The 16,325-nt window shown below is 72.0% G+C and carries 13 protein-coding genes and 1 pseudogene; 6 read left to right on the top strand and 8 right to left on the bottom strand.

Annotation, left to right across the window (positions count from 1 at the left end):
- Nucleotides 1-76: 76 nt before the first annotated feature.
- The 6 genes and pseudogenes from whiA to ACFV0T_RS25915 all read right to left on the bottom strand — a co-directional run bounded on the left by whiA (nt 77) and on the right by ACFV0T_RS25915 (nt 6,887).
- The gene (gene whiA, locus ACFV0T_RS25940; RefSeq protein ID WP_351142255.1) at nt 77-1,066 is read right to left on the bottom strand and encodes a DNA-binding protein WhiA; all 990 of its coding nucleotides are present in this window, start codon (nt 1,064-1,066) and stop codon (nt 77-79) included.
- Nucleotides 1,057-2,124: a uridine diphosphate-N-acetylglucosamine-binding protein YvcK gene (gene yvcK, locus ACFV0T_RS25935; protein WP_385783612.1), complete on the bottom strand. Its 1,068-nt coding sequence runs from the start codon at nt 2,122-2,124 to the stop codon at nt 1,057-1,059. Before yvcK ends, whiA begins: the two co-directional genes overlap by 10 nt.
- Nucleotides 2,121-3,215: an RNase adapter RapZ gene (gene rapZ / locus ACFV0T_RS25930; RefSeq protein ID WP_385783609.1), complete on the bottom strand. Its 1,095-nt coding sequence runs from the start codon at nt 3,213-3,215 to the stop codon at nt 2,121-2,123. The genes yvcK and rapZ overlap by 4 nt, the downstream gene beginning before the upstream one ends.
- Entirely contained in the window at nt 3,212-5,413 is a 2,202-nt protein-coding gene (uvrC, locus tag ACFV0T_RS25925) for an excinuclease ABC subunit UvrC (RefSeq protein ID WP_385783606.1), read from the bottom strand. The genes rapZ and uvrC overlap by 4 nt, the downstream gene beginning before the upstream one ends.
- Before the next feature lie 66 nt (nt 5,414-5,479).
- A pseudogene (locus ACFV0T_RS25920) lies at nt 5,480-6,148 on the bottom strand (response regulator).
- Entirely contained in the window at nt 6,060-6,887 is an 828-nt protein-coding gene (locus ACFV0T_RS25915) for a sensor histidine kinase (protein ID WP_385783698.1), read from the bottom strand. The pseudogene ACFV0T_RS25920 and the gene ACFV0T_RS25915 overlap by 89 nt, the downstream one beginning before the upstream one ends.
- Before the next feature lie 370 nt (nt 6,888-7,257).
- Here ACFV0T_RS25915 and ACFV0T_RS25910 point away from each other — a divergent pair, with 370 nt between their 5' ends.
- Nucleotides 7,258-7,392 (top strand): hypothetical protein, encoded by a 135-nt coding sequence (locus ACFV0T_RS25910; RefSeq protein WP_385783604.1) that lies wholly within the window; start codon nt 7,258-7,260, stop codon nt 7,390-7,392.
- A gap of 210 nt (nt 7,393-7,602) precedes the next feature.
- Entirely contained in the window at nt 7,603-8,562 is a 960-nt protein-coding gene (locus ACFV0T_RS25905) for a hypothetical protein (RefSeq protein ID WP_385783602.1), read from the top strand.
- A gap of 30 nt (nt 8,563-8,592) precedes the next feature.
- Here ACFV0T_RS25905 and ACFV0T_RS25900 read toward each other — a convergent pair whose 3' ends face one another.
- Nucleotides 8,593-9,012 carry a Rieske 2Fe-2S domain-containing protein gene (locus tag ACFV0T_RS25900; protein ID WP_385783599.1) on the bottom strand — a complete coding sequence of 140 codons (420 nt, stop codon included), beginning with the start codon at nt 9,010-9,012 and terminating at the stop codon, nt 8,593-8,595.
- 339 nt (nt 9,013-9,351) lie between these two features.
- On the opposite strand from ACFV0T_RS25900, the gene ACFV0T_RS25895 reads away from it, so the two are divergent.
- Nucleotides 9,352-10,473 (top strand): LacI family DNA-binding transcriptional regulator, encoded by a 1,122-nt coding sequence (locus ACFV0T_RS25895; protein ID WP_385783596.1) that lies wholly within the window; start codon nt 9,352-9,354, stop codon nt 10,471-10,473.
- The gene (locus ACFV0T_RS25890; protein WP_385783594.1) at nt 10,470-11,381 is read left to right on the top strand and encodes a carbohydrate kinase; all 912 of its coding nucleotides are present in this window, start codon (nt 10,470-10,472) and stop codon (nt 11,379-11,381) included. Before ACFV0T_RS25895 ends, ACFV0T_RS25890 begins: the two co-directional genes overlap by 4 nt.
- Before the next feature lie 84 nt (nt 11,382-11,465).
- Here the strand turns inward: ACFV0T_RS25890 and uvrA are convergent, their stop codons facing one another.
- Nucleotides 11,466-14,504 carry an excinuclease ABC subunit UvrA gene (gene uvrA / locus ACFV0T_RS25885; protein ID WP_385783592.1) on the bottom strand — a complete coding sequence of 1,013 codons (3,039 nt, stop codon included), beginning with the start codon at nt 14,502-14,504 and terminating at the stop codon, nt 11,466-11,468.
- A gap of 222 nt (nt 14,505-14,726) precedes the next feature.
- On the opposite strand from uvrA, the gene ACFV0T_RS25880 reads away from it, so the two are divergent.
- Nucleotides 14,727-15,413 (top strand): maleylpyruvate isomerase family mycothiol-dependent enzyme, encoded by a 687-nt coding sequence (locus ACFV0T_RS25880; RefSeq protein WP_385783589.1) that lies wholly within the window; start codon nt 14,727-14,729, stop codon nt 15,411-15,413.
- Nucleotides 15,414-15,549: 136 nt separating this feature from the next.
- Complete coding sequence (locus tag ACFV0T_RS25875; RefSeq protein ID WP_385783586.1) at nt 15,550-16,206, top strand: MBL fold metallo-hydrolase; 657 nt, start codon at nt 15,550-15,552, stop codon at nt 16,204-16,206.
- Nucleotides 16,207-16,325 lie beyond the last annotated feature (119 nt).

The following is a 16,325-nucleotide window of genomic DNA, read 5'->3' as shown; positions in this document are numbered from 1 at the left end:
GGTGCGTCAAAGGCGGATAAACGCTGACGCCTACACCCAAGTGGGCGTAGGCGCCAGCGTGTTGATGGTCCGCGGGTCAGCCGACGAGGTTGTCGGCCAGCTCCTCGGAGATGTTGGCCTCCGTGCCCGGGATGCCGAGGTCGGAGGCCCGCTTGTCGGCCATCGCCAGCAGTCGGCGGATCCGGCCGGCGACCGCGTCCTTGGTCAGCGGCGGGTCGGCGAGCGCGCCCAGCTCCTCCAGGGAGGCCTGCTTGTGCTCCATCCGCAGCCGGCCGGCGGCCGCGAGGTGCTCGGGCACCTCGTCGGCGAGGATCTCCAGGGCGCGCTGCACGCGGGCGCCGGCGGCGACGGCCGCGCGGGCCGAGCGGCGCAGGTTGGCGTCGTCGAAGTTGGCGAGCCGGTTCGCCGTGGCACGCACCTCGCGGCGCATCCGGCGCTCCTCCCAGGCCAGCACGGACTCGTGCGCGCCGAGGCGGGTGAGCAGGGCACCGATCGCGTCGCCGTCCCGGACGACGACCCGGTCCACCCCGCGGACCTCGCGGGCCTTCGCCGCGATGGACAGCCGGCGGGCGGCGCCGACCAGTGCGAGCGCGGCCTCGGGACCCGGGCAGGTCACCTCCAGGGAGGAGGAGCGGCCGGGCTCGGTCAGCGAGCCGTGCGCCAGGAACGCACCGCGCCAGGCCGCCTCCGCGTCACAGGTCGCGCCGGAGACCACCTGCGGGGGCAGACCCCGGATGGGGCGGCCCCGGCCGTCCACGAGTCCGGTCTGACGGGCCAGCTGGTCGCCGCCCGCGACCACGCGCACCACATAGCGCGAGCCACGGCGCAGCCCGCCCGGGGCCATCACGATCAGCTCGGAACTGTGGCCGAAGATCTCCAGGATGTCCCGCTTGAGCCGACGGGCCGCCATCGCCGTGTCCAGCTCCGCCTCGATCACGATGCGCCCGCTCACCAGGTGGAGGCCGCCGGCGAACCGCAGGATGGCCGAGACCTCCGCCTTTCTGCAGCAGGTCCGGGTGACGGGAAGCCGGGAGATCTCATCCTTCACCGCTGCCGTCATCGCCATGGGCCGATCCTTCCATGCATCCGAAAAATACGGTCGTACGCGGCGGCGAGGAGCTCCGGGTCGTGCCGCGAAGTCCCATCGGCCCGGGCCACCGGCGCCAGCTCGACCGCGGCCCCGAACCGTTTGGCGGCGTCGGTCAGCGAGTCGCGGTCGGGCACGGCGGCCTCATCGGCCAGCACCACGTCCAGGGCGAGTTTAGGGGCGTGTCGTCCCAAAACCTCCAAATGACGCTGCGGGGAGAAGCCCTCGGTTTCTCCGGGCTGCGGTGCGAGGTTCAGGGAAAGTACCCGGCGGGCCTTGGTCTGCGTCAGCGCGTCCAGGAGTTCCGGCACCAGCAGGTGCGGAATCACCGAGGAGAACCAGGAGCCGGGGCCGAGCACCACCCAGTCCGCGTCCCGGACCGCGGCGACCGCCTCGGGGACGGCCGGCGGGTCGTTCGGCACCAGGTGCACGGACTGCACCTCGCCGGGGGTGAGGGCGACCGTGGCCTGGCCGCGCACGGTGTCGATCTCGTCGGGCCGGCCCGGGTCGTGCCCCTTGACCAGGGCCTGGAGCTCCAGGGGCACGGCGGACATGGGCAGCACGCGCCCGTGCGCGCCGAGCAGCTTGCCGACCAGGTCCAGTGCCTGCACATGGTCGCCGAGCTGTTCCCACAGGGCGACGATCAGCAGGTTGCCGACCGCGTGTTCGTGCAGGTCGCCCCGGGACTGGAAGCGGTGCTGGATGACGCGGGCCCAGGTCTGACCCCAGTCGTCGTCGCCGCACAGCGCGGCCAGCGCCTTGCGCAGGTCGCCGGGCGGCAGCACGCCCAGTTCGTCGCGCAGGCGGCCGCTGGAGCCGCCGTCGTCGGCCACGGTGACGACGGCGGTGAGGTCGCCGGTGATCCGGCGCAGTGCGGCGAGCGAGGCGGACAGGCCCATGCCGCCGCCCAGGGCGACGACCTTGGGCTGGGTGCCCCGGCGGCGTGGCTTGCCGCCTCGGGCCTCGACCGGCCGGCTGACGCGCCCCTCGGGTACCGCCCGGCGCAGTCGGCTCAGTCGCGGAGTGCGTCCCGTCATTCCCGTCCCATGTCCCGGTGCACGACCACCGTCTCCACACCCTCGGCCGCGAGGCGCGCGGCGAGCTTCTCCGACATCGCGACCGAACGGTGCTTGCCGCCCGTACAGCCGACCGCGATGGTCACATAGCGCTTGCCCTCACGGCGGTAGCCCGCGGCGATCAGCTGGAGGAGCTCCGCGTAGCGGTCGAGGAACTCCTTGGCGCCGGGCTGGTTGAAGACGTACGCCGCGACCTCCTCGTTGAGGCCGGTGAAGGGGCGCAGCTCCGGGACCCAGTGCGGGTTGGGCAGGAAGCGCATGTCCACGACCAGGTCGGCGTCGACCGGGAGGCCGTACTTGAAGCCGAAGGACATGACGGTGGCCCGCAGCTCGGGCTCCTCCTCGCCGGCGAACTGGGCGTCCATCTTGGCGCGCAGCTCGTGCACGTTCAGGCTGGAGGTGTCGATCACCAGGTCGGCGTCGCCGCGCAGTTCGCGCAGCAGTTCCCGCTCGGCGGCGATGCCGTCGACGATCCGGCCGTCGCCCTGGAGGGGGTGCGGGCGGCGCACCGACTCGAAGCGGCGCACCAGGGCGTCGTCGGAGGACTCCAGGAAGACGACCCGGCGCGTGACGCCCCGGGTGTCGAGGTCCGCGAGGGAGTCGCGGAGGTTGTCGAAGAAGCGGCGGCCGCGTACGTCGACGACGACCGCGATCCGCGCCACGTTGCCCTGCGAGCGGGCGCCGAGCTCCACCATGGTGGGGATCAGGGCGGGCGGGAGGTTGTCGACGACGAACCAGCCGAGGTCCTCCAGACACTTGGCGGCCGTCGAGCGTCCGGCCCCCGACATACCGGAGATGATCACCAGCTCCGGGATGGCCGCGTCGGGGATCCCGGGCGGCGCGCTGTCCGTACTCACCTGTGCTCCGTCTTCCTGGCGTGCGTCGTGCTGGGACGCGTCCTGTGGGGGCGCGTCCTGCTGGGGTGTGTCCTGTGGAGGCGCGCCCTGCCGGGACGCGTCCTGCTGAGGTGCATCCTGCCGGGCGGAGTTCTCGCCCGCTTCCCTGGGCATGCGATCTCGCTCCGCTGTGGGCTGTGTCTCGTGCTCGGTCACGGTTCCTGCCCCCGTCGTTCGTCCGAGGCGCCCGCGGTCACGGGCTCCCCCGGGGCGCCCGTGGTCGTTTCGGGCGTCCCGGCTTCGTCGTCTTCCATGATCTCTCCAGTGGCCGTGTTCACGGCGGGCGCGGCCGGGGCCGCCTGGGCGAGGGCCACGGCGATGGTCTCGGCCGTCTTACGGCCTATGCCCGGAACCTCACAGATCTGGTCGATTGTCGCGGATCGCAGCTTCTTCACCGAACCGAAGTGCTTGATCAGTGCCTGCTTGCGCGTCTCTCCGAGGCCCGGTACGTCGTCCAGGGGGCCGGCCCTGAAGCGCTTGGCGCGCTTGGTGCGCTGGTAGGTGATCGCGAAGCGGTGGGCCTCGTCACGGACGCGCTGGAGCAGATACAGGCCCTCGCTGGTGCGGGGCAGGACGACGGGGTCGTCCTGGTCCGGCAGCCAGACCTCCTCCAGGCGCTTGGCCAGGCCGCAGACGGCGATGTCGTCGATGCCGAGCTCGTCCAGGGCCCGCTTGGCCGCCGCGACCTGCGGCTGACCGCCGTCGACGACGACCAGCTGGGGCGGATAGGCGAACCTCTTGGGGCGCCCGTCCTCCTCGGTGAAGCCGTTCACCCCCATCGTCCCACCGGTGGCCCCGCCGGTCGTCCCACCGCCGGATTCTCCGGTCGTCCCGTCCTCGACCTCTCCGGGCGTCCCGGCGTCGGCCTCTCCCGCGGCCTCTCCGTCGATCCGGCCGCGTGAGTCGCCGTCGGGACCGCCCTCGGTCTCACCGTCGGTCCACTCCCCCGTCCGCTCCTTCTCCGCGAGGTAGCGCCGGAACCGGCGGGTGATCACCTCGTGCATGGAGCGGACGTCGTCCTGGCCCTCGAAGCCCTTGATCTGGAAACGGCGGTACTCGCTCTTGCGCTGCAAGCCGTCTTCGAAGACGACCATGGAGGCCACCACGTCGTCACCCTGGAGGTGCGAGATGTCGTAGCACTCGATCCTGAGCGGGGCGCTGTCGAGCTCCAGGGCCTCCGCGATCTCCTCCAGGGCGCGTGAGCGCGTGGTCAGGTCGGAGGCGCGCTTGGTCTTGTGCAGGACGAGCGCCTGCTGCGCGTTGCGCTCCACGGTCTCCATCAGGGCCCGTTTGTCGCCGCGCTGCGGGATGCGCAGGGACACGTGCGAGCCGCGGCGGCCGGTCAGCCACTCCTGGACGGGCTCCACCGGCTCGGGCAGGGCCGGGACGAGCACCTCCTTGGGGACGGCGTCCCCGGTCTCCTCGCCGTAGAGCTGCTGGAGCGCGTGTTCGACGAGGGCGCCGGTGGTGACCTCCTCCACTTTGTCGGTCACCCAGCCGCGCTGGCCGCGCACGCGTCCGCCGCGCACGTGGAAGATCTGGACGGCCGCCTCCAGCTCGTCCTCGGCGACCGCGATCAGGTCGGCGTCGGTCGCGTCGGCGAGCACGACCGCGTTCTTCTCCATGGCCTTCTTCAGGGCCTCGATGTCGTCGCGCAGGCGGGCGGCCCGCTCGTACTCCATCTCCTCGGCCGCCTCCATCATCTGCGTCTCCAGACGGCGGAGGTACGTGCCTGTGCGCCCGGTCATGAAGTCGCAGAAGTCCTCGGCGAGTTCACGGTGCTCCTCGGCCGGGACCCGTCCCACGCAGGGCGCCGAGCACTTGCCGATGTAGCCGAGCAGGCAGGGGCGGCCGGTGCGGGCGGCGTTCTTGAAGACACCGGCCGAGCAGGTGCGCACCGGGAAGACCCGCAGGAGCAGGTCGACGGTGTCACGGATGGCCCACGCGTGCCCGTACGGCCCGAAGTAGCGGACGCCCTTCTTCTTGTGACCGCGCATCACCTGCACGCGCGGGAACTCCTCGTTCATCGTCACCGCGAGATACGGGTAGCTCTTGTCGTCGCGGTACTTGACGTTGAACCGGGGGTCGTACTCCTTGATCCAGGAGTACTCCAGCTGGAGCGCCTCCACCTCCGTGGACACGACGGTCCACTCCACGGACGCGGCGGTCGTGACCATCGTCCGGGTGCGCGGGTGCAGGCCCGCCAGATCCTGGAAGTAGTTCGCCAGGCGCTGGCGCAGGCTCTTCGCCTTCCCGACGTAGATCACCCGGCGGTGCTCGTCACGGAACCTGTACACCCCGGGAGAGTCCGGGATCTGTCCCGGCTTGGGGCGGTAGCTGGAGGGGTCGGCCATGTCTCACACCCTACTGGCGAGGGGTGACACTCCGGCGGGGCTGTGGACAACGCCCGCGCTCCCGCCCTACCGCGTCTCCAGGAAGGTCAGCACCGCCAGGACCCGGCGGTGGTCGTCGGTGTCGTCCTGGAGCCGGAGTTCGCCGAGGATGCTGCGGACGTGCTTCTCGACGGCGCCCTCCATGACCCACAGGCGGCGGCCGATGCGCGCTGGAGCGGCCCTCGGCCATCACGGCGAGAACCTCGCGCTCGCGGGCGCCGAGGTGGGCCGGCGGGTCGTCACGGCGCCGGGTCGAGAACAGCTCCCGCACCAGGGAGGGGCCGACGACACAGCCGCCCCTGCCGATCCGGTCCAGGGCCTCGATGAACTCGTCGACGACCGTGATCCTGCTCTTGAGGAGGTATCCGACCCGCTGCCCGCTCGCCGGCAGTTCCAGGGCGTCCTCGACCTCGACGAACGCCGACAGCACGAGGAGCCGGTGGCGGGGTGGCGCTCGCGGATCGTGTGGGCCGCCACCAGGCCCTCGGTGGAGTGGTTCGGCGGCATCCGGATGTCGACGATCAGGAGGTCGGGCCGCTCGCGCGCGACCAGCTCCAGCAGCCCGGCCGCGTCGCCCGCCCGGCCCACCACCTCGTACTCGACACGTTCACTCAGGCTCGCCGGCCCCTCCCGGAGCAGCACGTCGTCGTCGGCGAGGACGACCCGTCCCCGCGCGGGCTGCTGCGATGCGTCCATGGTCCCGGGTCCCCTGCCCGACCGGCGATGCGAGGCGATGCGGCGCGACGCGACGCGACGCTCCCAGCCTGCCGGACCCCGGGAGGCCTCGGCCGGCGGGATCGCGGAAGTCTGGTCCGCCCGGCGCGGTCACCGGTCCGTCGTCGGCGCGCTCAGCGGGAGCCGTACGGTCGGGGTCGTGCCCTCCCCGGGCGGGCTGCTGACCGTCAGCCTGCCGCCGATCGCCTCGACCCGGTGTGAGACCGCCCAGACCCGAACCACGGCCGGGCTCGGCGCCGCCCACGCCGTCGTCGTGGATGGACACCTCCAGGACGCGTTCGTACGGGCGCGCCGACGTCTGGACGACGGCCGCGCGCGCGTGCCTGGCCGGGTTGGTCAGGGCTTCGGAGGTGACGTAGTAGACGGCGACCTGCGTGGGCTCCGGCAGCCGACCCGGGGGCAGCCGGAGGTCCGGCTCGACGGGGACGGACGCGCGGCGGGGCGGCGCACGCGGGGCGGGGCCCGGTCCGCCTCTGGACAGGATCGCCGGATGGATGCCGCGCACGACCCGGAGCGGGTCGTCGCAGGCGTCGTCCAGGCCGCCGGCGATGTGCTCCAGCTGCGCGGCGAGGTCGTCGGGCTGCTCCTCCAGCATGGCCTGGGCCGTCCGCAGGTCCAGCTGGAGCGAGACGAGCCGCTGCTGGACGCCGTCGTGCAGATCGCGTTCGATACGGCGTCCGGAGGCGTCCGCGGCCGCCACCACGCGCGCGGGACGCCGTGAGCTCGTCCCGGCCGCGGGCGTTCGCCGGCGCGGTGGAGACGAGTTCGCTGAAGTCGGCGAGCCGCGACTCGGTGTCCGGGGGCAGCGGCTCCGGACCGGCCGCGACCGCGGCCACCGCCCCCCAGAGCCGGTCCTCCACCACGATCGACGCGCCGACCGCACGCCCCACGCGCGCGGGGCGACCGGTCCGCGCCACCTCGGCCGCCGCCGCGTCACCGTCCTCGGCGCCACCGGGGGCGGAGCCGAGGACGGTGGCGGTGCCGGGATCGGACCCGAGGACGGTGGCGGTGCCGTCGGTCCCGTAGCGCAGCACGGCCGCCCATCCGCTGCGCAGCACCGTCCCGACCTGGTGGGCGACCTCGGCGGACACCTCGCGGCCGGCCCCGCGCACGGGCTCCTGCACAAGTCGGCACTGTCGGTGCGCGCGATCAAGGACGTACTGGGCGGCGGGACGACCGGGGCACCGGCGCGGCGGACGACTTGAACCGTGCGGTGCGGACTCGGCCAGGAGTGCGCCGCGGTTGGGCGACAGGTGTTGTCGGGACTTGGTCAACACGCTTCAATGCGGGGGAACTCGGGGCCGTGCACGACGGCGTACGGATGTGAGGATCCCCCGGCGCCGACGGGGTGGCCCCGAATCACCCCCCGCGAACGGTCTGACCAGCCGTTGTGCCATTCACAGAAAGGCCCCTGCATGCCGCACGCCACACAGCACGCGGACGTCGCCACCGACGTCACCACCGCGGAACTGGACACGGCCCTGCGCGGCGGCCCCTTCCACGTCGCCCTGCGGGCCGCGATCGCGGCCCGCGGGCTGCCGCTGCAACGCGTGCAGCACCATCTCTCGCGCTACGGAGTGAAGGTCGGCGTCACGAGTCTGAGCTACTGGCAGCAGGGCGCCCGCCGACCGCAGCGCCCCGAGTCGCTGCGCGCCGTGCGCGCCCTGGAGGAGATACTGCAGCTCCCGGACGAGTCGCTGATACGGCTGCTCGCCGAAAGCGAGGAAGGGCCCTCCGGCGACCGGTCCTCGACCCGCTCCTACCGCTCCCTCGTCGCGGCCACCGGCGTCCTGGAACATCTGCTGGCCGAGCTGGAGTCCCCGCTCGACAGCGGGCTGCACGCCCTCGGACAGCACGAACGGGTGCGGATCGGCGCGCGCCGCGAACTCCTCGGGCGCGAGTCGCACCACATCGTGCGCGCCCACCGCGACGGCGTCGACCGCTTCCTGGCCGTCCACCACGGCGACCAGGGATGTGCACCGGAGCGCATGACGGTGCACGCTCTGGAGAACTGCCGCACGGGACGCGTCCGTTGGCACCACGACACCGGAGTGCTGGTCGCCGAGCTGCTCTTCGACACCCGGCTGCGCTCCGGCGAGACGTTCCTGTTCCGCTACGGCGTCGAGGACGGCACGGCCGGCGTCTCCCGCGAGTACGTCCGCGAGTTCGGCATGGCGGGAGGCCAGTACGCCCTGGAGGTCCGCTTCGACGAACACGCGCTGCCGGTGGCCTGCCACCGGTTCACCCAGCACTCGGCGGCGGCCCCGCGCAGCGGCCGTCAGCAGCTCGCGCTCAGCCGACGGCACCGCTCGGCGCATCTCGTCGAGCCCCGGGTGCGCACGGGGGTCGTGGGCATCGGCTGGGACTGGGAGTGAGCGGACGGGCGCTCGCGACCCGCCCGTCGATCAGGCCTCCGGCCCGGCGACGATCCTGCCGTTCTTGATCGTGACCGACAGCTCCTTCAGCGGGACGGTGGCCGGGTCGTGCAGCACCGCGCCGGTCAGGGCGTCGAACCGACTGCCGTGGCACGGGCAGACGAGGGTCGTCCCCTCCAGCTTGTTGATGGGGCACAACGCGTGCGTGCAGATCGTGCTGTACGCCTTGAGGGTGCCGTCGTCGCGGCGGCCGACGACGACGTTGTGGTCCCGGTAGAGCTTGGCGCCCCCCTTGGCGATCTCGCTCTCGGCGCCGACCTCGACGGGGGCGGTCGGACGGCCGGGCGAGGGCTCCCCGTTCGCACAGGCTGCGAGGCCGAACCCGGCGACGGGCGCGGCGGCCGCCCCTCGCAGGAGGGTGCGGCGGCTCGGGACGGGACGGCCGGACATGACGAACTCCACGGGTCGGCGGGCGGTACCCGCCGACCCTAGCGGGGCCGGACATTCCGGGTCAGCTCGGGGCGGACGAATGGGGGTGGCGCGAGCGATACCGGGGCGGTACGAGGTGGCGCGGCTCGTAGGACGTAAACGCTTGCGCAAGCGTTTACGCGGGACGGTGGATGAGGTACGTTCCCGGCCGGAGGAACCACCGCGGCCCCGGCCGCCCCTGGACGAACCGGACGGCCGAGACGGCTCGGAGACGAGCTGGACGGCCGAGACGGCTCGGAGACGAGCCGGACGGCCGAGACGGCTCGGAAGGGAAAGGGAAGGGAAGGGAGGCGAGACGCAATGCCGACCATGGCCGATGTCGCACGCTGCGCCGGTGTGTCCGTCGCCACCGTCTCGCACGTCCTGAACGACACCCGTCCGGTGCTGCCCCACACCCGCCGGGCCGTCCTGGACGCCATCGACGAACTCGGCTACACGCCCAACACCCTGGCCCGCTCCCTGGTGACCTCCCGCACCCGGTCCATCGGACTCGCGGTCTCGGCGATCAGCAACCCGTACTTCACGGAGATCCTCCAGGGCGTCGAGGCCGCTGCCCTGGAGCACGGATACGGCCTGCTCATCGCCGACCCGCACGACGACCCGGAGCACGAGCGCAAGGTCGTCCAGCTGTTGCACGAGCGGCGCGTGGACGGGGTGATCGTCGCGCCGTCCGCGGAGCCCGGTGAGCTCGTCGCCTACCTCACCCGCCACCAGGTACCGGCCGTCTTCCTCGACCGGGTGGTCGCCGTCCCGGCGCACGCCGCCCCCCGCTTCGACCAGGTGTGCGCGGAGAACACCGAACCGGTCACCCGGCTGGTCACCCATCTCGCGGACCTCGGCCACCGCCGGATCGCCCTGGTCGCGGGCCTGCCGGGGCTCAGCACGACCCGCGAACGGATCGCCGGGTACCGGCACGGCCTCGCCGCCGCCGGACTCCCCCACGACGAACGGCTCGTCGCGTACGGCGACTCCGCGACCGAGGCCGCCGAACGGGCCACCGCGGCCCTGCTCTCCCTCACCGCACCGCCCACCGCACTGGTCACCGGCAACAACGCGATGACCATCGGGGCACTGCGCGCCCTGCGCGAGCGCGGCCTGTCCGTGCCCGGTGACATCGCGCTGTGCTGCTTCGACGACTTCGCCTGGGCGGACCTGTTCTCGCCCCGGCTCACCGCCATCGCCCAGCCCGGCAACGAGATGGGCGCCCGGGCGGTACGCGTGCTCCTGGAACGCCTCGCCGCGCCGGACCGCCCCGCCCGGACCGTCCGGCTCCCCTGCTCCTTCGTCCACCGCACCTCCTGCGGCTGCGTCGAGCAGCCGCCCCAGGCGGAGCGCGCCCGGCGATCCGAGGATGCCGAGCAGTCCACACACTGCGCACACTCCGAGCAGTCCGAGCAGTCCGCGAAAGGAACCGACTCGTGATCGTCGTCGCCGGTGAGGCACTGATCGACCTGGTACCGCAGGGCTCAGGCGCCCTGGCGAACCTGAAGCCGGCGCTGGGCGGCGGCCCCTACAACACCGCCGTGGCCCTCGGCCGCCTCGGCTCCCCCACGGCCTTCTGCTCCCGCACTTCGTACGACGCCTTCGGTGAGGCCCTGCTCGACGGGCTGCGCCGGGCGGGCGTGGACGTGTCGGCCGTGCAGCGCGGCGCGGAGCCGACCACCCTGGCCGCCGCCACGGTGGACACGAACGGCTCGGCCGCCTACTCCTTCTACGTCGAGGGCACCGCCGACCGGCTGTTCACGGCGCCGGAGCGGCTGCCCGACGGGACCCGTGCCGTGTCCTTCGGGACCTGCTCCCTGGTCCTGGAACCCGGCGCGAGCGCCTACGAGGAGCTGATGCGCGTCTCGTCCGCGCGGGGTCTGTTCACCACGCTCGACCCGAACATCCGGCCGGGGCTCATCCCCGACCCGGACGCCTACCGGGCCCGCTTCAGGAGCTGGCTGCCGTCGGTCTCGCTCCTCAAGCTCTCCGAGGAGGACGCCGACTGGCTGGGCGGCACCCCTCGCGAGTGGCTGGCGGCCGGGCCGTCGGCCGTCGTGATCACGTCGGGCGGCGACGGACTCACCGTCGTCACCCGGGACGGCGGGGCGCATTCGGTGCCCGGCGAGAAGGTCGACGTCGTCGACACGATCGGCGCCGGCGACACGGTGAACGCGGCCCTGCTGCACGGGCTGTCCGCCCGGGACGCGCTGTCCCCGGAGGCGCTCGCCGCCATGAGCGCCGACGACTGGACCCGCCTGCTGCGGTTCGCGGCCCGCGCGGCCGCCCTCACCTGCTCCCGCGCGGGCGCGGAACCGCCGTACGCCTCCGAACTGGGCGGGATGTAGCGCGGCGCCCCGCGGGGAGTTCCCACGGGGCGCCGCATCCTGCCGAGTGCCTTCGGCCTGCCACCGTCGCGTGGCGTGAGCGGGTCAGGCCTTGCGGGCCCTCGCCGTCTTCTTCGCCGGCGCCGCCTTCTTCGTGGCGCCGGCCGCCTTCTTCGTCGTCGCGCTGTCGGCGGCCGTGGCCGTCCTGGCCGTGGCGGTCTTCTTGGCGGTCGACTTGGCCGCGACCGTCTTCCTGGCCGTCGTCCGCCGCGAGGCCTGCGCCGGAACGGCGTCGCTGATCCGGTCGGGGGAGAGGATCTCGCGCAGGAACTTGCCGGTGTGGCTGGTCGCCACTCCGGCGACCTGCTCGGGCGTGCCTTCGGCGATGACGAGACCACCGCCGGCGCCGCCCTCGGGTCCCATGTCGACGACCCAGTCCGCGGTCTTGATCACGTCGAGGTTGTGCTCGATGACGATGACCGTGTTGCCCTTGTCGACCAGGCCGGACAGGACCGTCAGCAGTTTGCTGATGTCCTCGAAGTGCAGACCGGTGGTCGGCTCGTCCAGGACGTACACCGTGCGCCCGGTGGAGCGGCGCTGGAGTTCGCTAGCGAGCTTCACGCGCTGTGCCTCGCCGCCGGACAGGGTGGTGGCGGACTGGCCGAGCCGGACGTAGCCGAGACCGACGTCGTTCAGCGTCCTGAGGTGGCGGGAGATCGACGGCACGGCCTCGAAGAAGTCCATCGCCTCCTCGATCGGCATGTTGAGCACGTCGGCGATGGACTTGCCCTTGTAGTGGACGTCCAGGGTCTCCCGGTTGTACCGGGCGCCGTGGCAGACCTCGCACGGGACGTAGACGTCCGGGAGGAAGTTCATCTCGATCTTGATGGTGCCGTCGCCCGCGCAGTTCTCGCAGCGGCCGCCCTTGACGTTGAAGGAGAAGCGGCCGGGCAGATAGCCGCGGACCTTGGCCTCGGTCGTCTCGGCGAACAGCTTGCGGACGTGGTCGAAGACCCCGGTGTACGTCGCCGGGTTCGACCGCGGGGTGCGGCCGATGGGCGACTGGTCGACGTGGACGACCTTGTCGACGAGGTCGTCGCCCTCCACGCGTGTGTGCCGCCCCGGCACGTTTCTCGCGCCGTTGAGCTCGCGGGCCAGGTGCGTGTAGAGGATGTCGTTGACCAGCGTCGACTTGCCGGAGCCGGACACGCCGGTGACCGCGGTGAAGACGCCCAGCGGGAAGGACACGTCGATGTCCTGGAGGTTGTTCTCGCGGGCGCCGTGCACGGTGAGCTGCCGGGACGGGTCGAGCGGACGCCTGATGTCGGGCAGCGGGATGGACTTCTTCCCGGACAGGTACTGCCCGGTCTGCGACTCGGTGTTGGCGAGCAGTTCCTTCAGGGAGCCGCTGTGCACGACCTTGCCGCCGTGTTCGCCCGCGCCGGGGCCGATGTCGACGATCCAGTCGGCGACCTTGATGGTGTCCTCGTCGTGCTCGACGACGATGAGCGTGTTGCCCATGTCACGCAGCCGGACCAGGGTCTCGATCAGCCGGTGGTTGTCGCGCTGGTGCAGGCCGATGGACGGCTCGTCGAGCACGTAGAGGACGCCGACGAGTCCGGAGCCGATCTGGGTGGCCAGCCGGATGCGCTGGGCCTCGCCGCCGGAGAGGGTCCCGGCCGCGCGGTTCAGCGAGAGGTAGTCCAGACCGACGTCGACCAGGAAGCGCAGTCGTTCGTTGACCTCCTTCAGCACGCGCTCGGCGATCTTCTTGTCGCGGGCGTTGAGCTTCAGCTCGCCCAGGAAGTCGGCGCAGTCGCTGATGGACATCGCGGCGACCTCGGCGATCGACTTCTCCATGATCGTGACCGCGAGGACCAGCGGCTTCAGGCGCGTGCCCTGGCAGGTGGGGCAGGGCACCTCGCGCATGTAGCCCTCGAAGCGCTCGCGGCTCGCGTCGCTCTCGGCCTCGCTGTGCCGGCGCTTCACGAAGGGGAGTGCGCCCTCGAACGGGGTCGTGTACACGCGCTCGCGCCCGTACCTGTTGCGGTAGCGGACCTCGATCTGCGTCTTGTGGCCGTGCAGCAGGGCCTTCCTGGCGCGCAGCGGCAGGCCCGCGAACGGGATGTCCGTCCGGAAGCCGAGCGCGTCCGCGAGGGCGCCGATCAGCCGGCCGAAGTAGTCCTTGGTGTGCCCGTGCGACCACGGGTGGATGGCGCCCTCGTCGAGGGACTTGTCCTCGTCCGGGACGATCAGTTCGGGGTCGACCTCCATGCGCGTGCCGATGCCGCTGCACTCGGGGCAGGCGCCGAAGGGCGAGTTGAACGAGAAGGAGCGGGGCTCCAGCTCCTCGAAGGAGAGATCGTCGTACGGGCAGTACAGGTGCTCCGAGTACATGCGCTCGCGCTCGGGGTCGTCCTCGGGGAGGTCCACGAAGTCGAGCACGACCATGCCACCGGCCAGGCCGAGGGCGGTCTCCACCGAGTCGGTGAGGCGGCGCTTGGCGGACTCCTTCACCGTGAGGCGGTCGATGACCACCTCGATGGTGTGCTTCTCCTGCTTCTTCAGCGTGGGCGGGTTGGAGAGCTGGATGGTCTCGCCGTCCACGCGCGCGCGGCTGTACCCCTTGGTCTGGAGATCGGCGAAGAGGTCGACGAACTCGCCCTTGCGCTCGCGCACCAGCGGCGACAGCACCTGGAAGCGGCTCCCCTCCGGCAGCTCCAGGACCTTGTCGACGATGGCCTGCGGCGACTGGCGCGAGATCGGCCGGCCGCACTCGGGGCAGTGCGGCTTGCCGATGCGCGCGAAGAGCAGCCGGAGGTAGTCGTAGACCTCGGTGATCGTGCCGACCGTCGAGCGCGGGTTGCGCGAGGTCGACTTCTGGTCGATGGAGACCGCCGGGGAGAGACCTTCGATGAAGTCGACGTCCGGCTTGTCCATCTGGCCGAGGAACTGCCGGGCGTACGAGGACAGCGACTCCACGTAGCGGCGCTGGCCCTCGGCGAAGATCGTGTCGAAGGCCAGCGAGGACTTGCCCGACCCCGACAGGCCCGTGAAGACGATGAGCGAGTCACGTGGCAGGTCGAGCGAGACATTCTTCAGGTTGTGCTCGCGCGCGCCACGGACGATGAGACGGTCGGCCACGCCGGTCCGCACCTTTCTTGAGAGAAGTGACAGGGGCGGGGCCCCCGTCTTTCTCAGACTAGGGGGAGCCACTGACAACGCCGGTCGGATTCCCGGTCGCATAACAATCCCCGACCATCCAGCATGCCCGACGCCGCACCCGACCATATAGCACGTGCATTCGAATTACGGGTCCGGTCCGCCCGCTTCACCCGAAGGAGTGGCGCGGCTAGGGTCGTCGTCATGATTGATCACGCACGTGACCTGGCGTCTGTACGTGACGCGACCGACCGGCTGCTCACCGCAGCCGCCGCACTGGACAACGCGGCCGTGGCCGAGTCGTCACGGCTGCCCGGCTGGAGCCGCGGCCATGTCCTCGCGCACATCGCCCGTAACGCGGACGCGCTCGTGAACGTCCTCGAAGGGCGCCCCATGTACGCCTCGGCCGTCGCCCGGGACGCCGACATCGAGCAGGGCGCCCCCCGCAGCCTCGACGTCCAGCTCGCCGACCTGCGCGACAGCGAGGCCCGCTTCCAGGCGACGGGGGCCGTGCCGGCGGACTGGTCACGCACGGTGGAGCTGCGCAACGGTGTCACCGACACCGCGGCCCGGGTGCCCTTCCGGCGATGGGTCGAGATCGAGCTGCACCACGTGGACCTCGGGATCGGGTACGAGCTGGACGACCTGTCGGCGGAGTTCTCCCAGCGGGAGATCGACTTCCTGGCCGCGCGCTTCGCCGGGCAGCCCGAGGTGGCCTCCACGCGGCTCAGCGACGGCACGCGCGCGTGGAGCACCGGCAGGCGGACCGCCGAGCCCGAGGTCACCGTCACCGGGTCGCAGGGCGAGCTGCTCGGCTGGCTCGCGGGGCGGCGTGACGGGTCCCGGCTCACGGTGACGGGCGGCGCGCTCCCGACGCTCCCTCCGCTGTAGGACATCCCCGTAGCCCCTGAGGATCCCGTCGGGCGTCGGCGGTCCGCTGAGCCTGGAGGATCCCCGTAAGGGCGTCGCGGTCCGCTGTCGGTCGTGAGCGGTCCTCGGGCCGCTCCCCGGCGATAGGCTGATCGCCATGACGTACAGCGGACAGGTGACGGTCGGCGGCCCGGCGGACGTGCACGAGCTCAAGGACCTGATGATCACCAAGATCGCGGTCGGCCCGATGGACAACAACGCCTATCTGCTGCGCTGTCGGGCCACCGACGAGCAGTTGCTGATCGACGCGGCCAACGACGCGGACACCCTGCTCGGCACGATCGGCGACGACGGCATCGCGTCCGTCGTCACCACCCACCAGCACGGCGACCACTGGCAGGCGCTCGCCGCGGTGGTCGCCGCCACCGGCGCCCGGACCCACGCCGGCCGGGAGGACGCCGAGGGCATCCCGGTGCCGACCGACGTGCCGGTCGACGACGGCGACGTCATCCGGGTGGGACAGGTCGAGCTCACCGCGCGCCATCTGGTCGGACACACGCCGGGTTCGATCGCGCTCGTCTACGACGACCCGCACGGTCACCCGCACGTGTTCACCGGGGACTGTCTCTTCCCGGGCGGCGTGGGCAACACGCGCAAGGACCCGAAGGCGTTCGCCAGCCTGATCCACGACGTCGAGACGAAGATCTTCGACGTCCTGCCCGACGAGACCTGGGTCTACCCGGGGCACGGCGACGACACCACGCTGGGCGCGGAGCGGCCGCATCTGCCGGAGTGGCACGCGCGCGGGTGGTGAACCCTCGGTACACAGCAGGCGCGCGGCGCTGAACGCACGCCCCGTGTGAAGCTTGTGCACGCACCGGCGTCCTGTGCGCGCTCCCGGCCCGTCTGCTCGCGGGGTCAACTGGTAGCAGC

The organism is Streptomyces sp. NPDC059582, from assembly GCF_042735715.1.
Taxonomy (GTDB): domain Bacteria; phylum Actinomycetota; class Actinomycetes; order Streptomycetales; family Streptomycetaceae; genus Streptomyces.
The sequence above is the reverse complement of the archived record's forward strand: the minus strand, read 5'-3'. Positions and strand labels throughout refer to the sequence as shown.